We start from the raw sequence: 5,929 nt of genomic DNA, 5'->3' as shown, positions 1-5,929 counted from the left end.
GGAGCTGTACACCGAGTTCCGGGAGCCGGGCTTCGCGCCGGCGCCGCTGCTCGAGCACCTGGTCACCGCCGGCTACCTCGGCCGCAAGACCGGCCGCGGGTTCCGGGACTACTCGCGGCGCTGAGGTGCCGCTGAGTGTCTCGTAGGGGACGACGGAGCAGCGGGGGGCGGCCGGGCGGCCGCCCCCCGCTGTCGCGTCCCGACCCGGTGGAGGAGGCCGCTGACGGCGACTGGGTCGTGCGGAGGGTGACCGGGTCGGCCACCGGCAAGACCTACCGCTGCCCGGGCTGCGACCAGGAGATCCGCCCCGGGACGCCGCACGTGGTCAGCTGGCCGGCCTACGCCCGCGACTCCGACCTCGAGCCGTGGGACACCGACTCCGCCGCCGACTGGCGCCGCCACTGGCACGCCGCCTGCTGGCGGGCCCGCGACCGCCGCCGCTGACCGGCCAGCCGGGCGAAGACGACGAGGTTGTCCTCGTAACTGCGGACCGAGCGGTCGAAGTCGCCGCCGCAGGTGATCAGCCGCAGCTGCGCGTCCGCCGTCGGCCCGTAGACGGCGTCGGTGGGGAAGGCGTCCTTCGGGTGCCTCTCGACCCGGGTGACGGCGAAGGTCGCGGTGCTGCCGTCGGCGCGGTCGACGAGCACCCGGTCCCCGGCGGCGAGCTCGCGCAGGCGGGAGAAGACCGCCGGCCCGCGGTGTGAGTCCACGTGCCCGGCGAGCACGGCGGGGCCGACGTCGCCCGGTGCCGGCCCGCCGGTGTACCAGCCGGCCGTCGCGAAGTCCGCCGGCGCCGCCAGCGCACCGGTGGCGTCGAGACCGAGGTCGACCAGGCCGCTGTCGAGCCCGATGGCCGGCACCCGCACCCGCGTGGGCGGCACGGCCGTGGGGGCGGGCTGCTCCTCGAGCACCACCGGTCCCGGGACGGTCGCCGTGGCGGCAGCCGTCCCGGCGGCCGGGAGGGGAGCCGCCGGCCAGGTCAGGGCGACCGCCCCGGCCGCCAGCACGAGGACGGCGAGGACCAGCCGCAGGACGCGCAGCCGGGTCCGGCGGGGAGCGCGGTGCCGCGACCCGCTCCCGGGAGCGCGGTGGCGGGCCGCCCGGCTCACCGGCGCCGGCGGCCGGCGGCGTGCCGCCCCGGGGCCCGCGCCGCGCCGGCCGCCGTGGTCCGCGCGGTCAGCAGGAACAGCCCCGCGCCACCGGCGAGCACGACGCCCGCGGCCGTGGCGGCGAGCGGCAGCGGCGAGGAGTCCGCCGTGCCACCCGCACCGGCCTCGACGCCGCCGGAGGGCACCACGCCGGGGCTCGCGGCGTCCAGCGCGGTCTGGACGGTCAGCCCGCCGCCGGGACGGTCGAGCACCAGGACGCTGTACACCGAGCCCGCGGCGACCTGCACGGGCAGCTCGGTGGCCTCGCCACCCTCCGGGGTCACGGTGACCGACGTGGCGCCCGCGGGGACGTCGACGTAGCCGGTCGCGTCGGCGAAGGCGAGGTCGGTGGCGACGGCCGGCCCGCCCGGGACCGCGACGTCGAGGGTCTGCGCGCCGGCCGCCGCGGCGACGACCCGCAGCCGCGCGCTGCCCGCGGGTGGCGGGGTCAGGTCGTCCTCGAGCACCTCGAGGCCGACGTCGGCGAAGGGGCCGACGCCGGCGACCGTGCGCGCGCTGTCCGCGCCGACCCCCACCGTGGTGGACAGCACCGGCGGGCTGGCCGGGTCGGCGCCGGCTCCGCGCATGCTGATCGCGTAGGTGCCGGACGGCACGGACTGGTACTCCGAGACCGTGCCGTAGCCGACCCCGGGGAACACCTGCCCGGCGGCGGGGTCGGCGACCGAGTCGACGTAGACGTCGACGGCGGGGGTGTCGGGGGACAGGTGCGCCAGCCGGAGCAGGCCGCCCTCGGCCGCGGTGGCCGTCGTCATCGGCAGCCCGGCGACGGCCGCCGTCATCGCCACCACCGTGAGGACCCGGCTCGTCCTGGTCACGCGCGCCTCCGGTGCAGGTCGGATCCCGCGGCAGGTGCCGCAGGGTCGTCAGGGGATCACGCAACGTCTACCCCGTCCGCGCCCGACCCGCATCCGGGAGGTACCGCCGGGCGCGCCGTCAGCGGGTGGCGGCGGTCACCAGTGCGTCAGGAGCGGAGACGTAGCGGAAGGACACCAGCACCCCGGCGTCGGTCACCCCGACGTCGTCGGGCGCGAAGGGCGGCTGCTGCGCCGCCAGCCAGGCCAGCAGCCGGTCGGTGGCCGCCGGGTCGCCGGGCACCGGGGCACCCCCGACGGCGTCGACGAGGACCCGGCGGGCCAGGAGCGCGGTGCCCTCCTCGCCGGGCAGCGAGGGGAAGGCCGCGATGCCGACGCCGTCGGAGGCGGTCACGGCGGCCAGCAGGCTCAGCAGCCGCTGGTCGACGGCGGCATCGCGCAGCACGGCTCCGGCCGCGCCGTCGGCCCGGGTGGTCGGGTTGGCGAGCAGCGCCTGGGCCAGCGACCGCCGGCGGGCGAGCTCCTCGGCGGTCGGCTCGCCCGGTGCGGGGTCGACCACCAGCAGCCGGCTGCCGTCGCCGGTCCGGTCGAAGCCGGCCACGACCCGCGACCCCTCCGGGGCGGTGCCGACGACGGCCAGCAGCGACCCCGCGGGGACACCGCCCTCGGCGGGGCGGAGCCGGTCGGACGGGACGCCTGCGTCGGTGAGCTCCTGCCGCACGGCGGCCGACGCGGCCACGTCGGCCGGCTCCGGCAGCGCCGCGTCGAGCCAGGCGGCCACGGGACCGGCGCCGGGGCCGGTGTCCGGGGCGGGGGCCGACGACGTGGCGGCCGGCGGGGGGTCCGCGGCGCGGGGGTCGTCCTCGCCGAGGGCGGCCGGCAGCAGCCCGGTGCCGCCCACGAGGACGGCCAGCCCGAGGGCGAGCAGGGACCCGCGCGCGGCCGGACGGCGCGAGCCCGAGGGGTCGGCGCGGTGGCGGTGCCGGTCGCGCCGGCGGTCCCGGGGGACGGCCCCCGCGGCCGGACGAGCGCCCGGACCGGCGGTATCCGGTCCGGCGTCGTCTGGCACGTGTCCTACCTACCTCGCCGCGGCCCGCGGCGCGCGGGCGGGACGCGGCAGCAGGAGGTCAGCGGCGCCCGGGGACGGCGGCCTGGCCACCGGTGTCGGTGGGGCGCCCGGCGCCGACGGCGGGCTGCACGGCGGTCGGCGGGCCGTCGGCCTGCCGACCGTCCTCGGACGGCTGCGGCAGGCGCGAGGACCCACCGGCGTGCCGGCCCGCCTCCTGGCTCGTTCCGTGCACCGGCCGGATCTCCTGCGTCTCGGTGGGGGAGGGGTCCTCGGGCCGCGCCGGCGCCGCCTGCTGTGCGGCCTGCTGCGTCGCCTGCTGTGCCGCCTGCTGTGGCACGGCCGGCTGGGTCGGCGGCGACTGCGGCCGGGTGGGCTGCCGGGCAGCGGCGGCCTCACCGGCGGGGGCATCGGCCGGACGGGTGTGCGGGGTCGGGCGCGGGGGCACGGGCTGCCCGCCGGTCTGCGGGCCGACGGCACGCTGCATCCCCGTCTGCGGCCCGACGGCGGGCTGCACCAGCGTCTGGGCCTCCCCGGCGGGGCGGCCGACGGCCGGCTGCACCAGCGTCTGCGGGCCCTGGGCCTCGCGGCGGGCCGCGGGCTGGTCCTGGGGGGCCTGGGCGGGAGCGGCCGGCTGCTGCGGTGCGGCGGGCGGGCGCGGGGCCTGCTGCGGCTGCTGGGACGGCGGCTGCTGGGGCTGCGCGCGGTCGGCCAGGTCGGGCAGCGCGGACAGCACGCGACGGGCCTCGGTGAGGCGGGCGGTGAGCTCGTCGCGGACCCGCCGGACGGCGGCGGCGGAGGACTCGGCCTCGCCGACGACGGCGGCCGCGTGCGCCTGGGCGGCGGCGACGCGCTCCTGCGCGGCCCGCACCGACTGCTGGTCGCGCTCCTCCTCGATGCGGGCGGCCTCGGCGCGGCGGGCGCGCTGCGCGATCTCGAAGTCCTCCTCGATCTTGGCGCGGCGGGCCTGCGACTCCGCGTCGAGCCGGGCGACCTTCTCCTGTGCCTTGGACACCAGCTCGTCGGCGCGGATCTGCGCCTTGCTGGCGATCTGCTCGGCGTTCTGGCGGGCCTCGGCGAGCATCCGCTCCACCTCGGCCTGGCCCGCCGCGTGCCGCTCGAGCATCGAGCGCTCCTCGGCGGCGGTCTGCTCGCGCAGCGCCCGGGCCTCCTGCTCCGCGGTCGCGCGGATCTCGGCGGCCTCCTCCTCGGCCAGGCGGAGCATGTGCGAGATGCGCTCGCTCATGTTCTCGAAGGTGGCCGGGCCCTGGTTGGCGGCCTTGCGGCGCAGTTGGTCGATCTCCGCGTGCATCGACGAGAGCTGACCGGCGAGGTCGGCGGACCGGCCGACCGCCGCGTCCCGGTCGGCCAGGGCCACCCGGATGTCGGCCTCGAGGCGTTCGATGGTCTCGGCCACCTGGTGGCGGTCGTAACCTCGCAGCACCACGTCGAACGAGTGCTGCGCCTCGCGCATCGGCAGCAGGTCGCGGCGGGGATCGGTCATGCGGTCATCCTCGCAGAGTCGGGGGAGGGTCGTCAGCGTGTCGGGACCGGCCCGGCAGTGCGCCGCGCAGTGTCCCGGATCCTGCTCGTACGTCCCCGGACCGCGCCCCGTCGGACAACGAGGCGGTCCCCCCCGGGGTGCCCGGGCGCCGTCGCCGGCGCCCGGGCAACCGCGAGGCTAGACGCCGCGGAAGCGGTTGATCGCGGCGAGGTGCTTCTCCCGCTTCCCGGTGTCCTTGACGCCGAGGCCCTCGGCGGGGGCGAGGGTCAGCACGCCGACCTTGCCCTGGTGCAGGTTGTGGTGCACGTCGTAGGCGGCCTGCCCGACTTCGTCCATGGCGTAGGTCTTCGACAGGGTGGGGTGGATGAGGCCCTTGTCGATGAGCCGGTTGGCCTCCCACGCCTCCTTGTAGTTGGCGAAGTGCGACCCGACGATCCGCTTGAGGTTCATCCACAGGTAGCGGTTGTCGTACTGGTGCAGGAAGCCGCTGGTGGAGGCGCAGGTGACGATCGTGCCGCCCTTCTTGGCGACGTAGACACTGGCGCCGAAGGTCTCCCGGCCGGGGTGCTCGAAGACGATGTCGACGTCGTCGCCGCCGGTCAGCTCGCGGATCTTCTTGCCCAGCCGCTGCCACTCCTTGGGGTCCTGGTTCTGCTCGTCCTTCCAGAACCGGTAGCCCTCCGCGGAGCGGTCGATGACCAGCTCGGCGCCCATCTTCCGGACGATCTCGGCCTTCTCCGGGCTGGAGACCACGCACACCGGGATGGCGCCGCCGCCCAGCGCCATCTGGGTGGCGTAGGACCCCAGGCCACCCGAGGCGCCCCAGATCAGCACGACGTCGCCCTGCTTCATGTCCGCGCCGTTCCTGCTCACCAGCTGCCGGTAGGCGGTGGAGTTGACCAGCCCGGGGGCCGCCGCCTCCTCCCACGACAGGTGCGCGGGCTTGGGCATGAGCTGGTTGCTCTTGACCAGCGCCAGCTCGGCCAGGCCGCCGAAGTTGGTCTCGAAGCCCCAGATCCGCTGCTGCGGGTCCATCATCGTGTCGTCGTGACCGGCCGGGTCCTCCAGCTCCACCGACAGGCAGTGCGCGACCACCTCGTCACCGGGCTTCCACCGGTTCACGCCGGGGCCCACCCGCAGCACGACGCCGGCCAGGTCGGAGCCCACCACGTGGTAGGGCAGGTCGTGCCGGCGGGTCAGGTCGTTCTGCCGGCCGTAGCGCTCCAGGAACCCGAAGGTGGACACCGGCTCGAAGATCGACGTCCAGACGGTGTTGTAGTTCACCGAGGAGGCCATCACCGCCACGATCGCCTCACCCGGGCCCAGCTCCGGCGTCGCCACCTCCTCCACGTGCAGGGACTTGCGCGGGTCCTTCTCC

Annotated in this window: 6 protein-coding genes; 1 reads left to right on the top strand and 5 read right to left on the bottom strand. The window is 77.2% G+C overall.

All coding sequences use genetic code 11. The features are described 5' to 3' along the window. Positions 1-4 precede the first annotated feature (4 nt). Entirely contained in the window at positions 5-124 is a 120-nt protein-coding gene (locus BM414_RS31215) for a 3-hydroxyacyl-CoA dehydrogenase family protein (RefSeq protein WP_281246807.1), read from the top strand. A 214-nt stretch (positions 125-338) separates the two neighbouring features. Here the strand turns inward: BM414_RS31215 and BM414_RS27990 are convergent, their stop codons facing one another. The 5 genes from BM414_RS27990 to ccrA all read right to left on the bottom strand — a co-directional run. Further along, entirely contained in the window at positions 339-1,109 is a 771-nt protein-coding gene (locus BM414_RS27990; protein ID WP_245785049.1) for a class F sortase, read from the bottom strand. Further along, positions 1,106-1,984 (bottom strand): DUF4397 domain-containing protein, encoded by an 879-nt coding sequence (locus BM414_RS27985; RefSeq protein ID WP_245785048.1) that lies wholly within the window; start codon positions 1,982-1,984, stop codon positions 1,106-1,108. Before BM414_RS27985 ends, BM414_RS27990 begins: the two co-directional genes overlap by 4 nt. A 118-nt stretch (positions 1,985-2,102) precedes the next feature. Further along, positions 2,103-3,050: a hypothetical protein gene (locus tag BM414_RS27980; protein WP_093585283.1), complete on the bottom strand. Its 948-nt coding sequence runs from the start codon at positions 3,048-3,050 to the stop codon at positions 2,103-2,105. A 58-nt stretch (positions 3,051-3,108) separates the two neighbouring features. Next, entirely contained in the window at positions 3,109-4,551 is a 1,443-nt protein-coding gene (locus tag BM414_RS27975; RefSeq protein WP_175551893.1) for a coiled-coil domain-containing protein, read from the bottom strand. Between the two features lie 177 nt (positions 4,552-4,728). After that, positions 4,729-5,929, bottom strand: a 1,201-nt coding sequence (gene ccrA, locus BM414_RS27970) for a crotonyl-CoA carboxylase/reductase (protein WP_093585280.1), incomplete at its 5' end; no start/stop codon positions are given.

The sequence above is a fragment of the Geodermatophilus amargosae genome, assembly GCF_900116515.1.
Classification (GTDB): Bacteria; Actinomycetota; Actinomycetes; order Mycobacteriales; family Geodermatophilaceae; genus Geodermatophilus; species Geodermatophilus amargosae.
The sequence above is the reverse complement of the archived record's forward strand: the minus strand, read 5'-3'. Positions and strand labels throughout refer to the sequence as shown.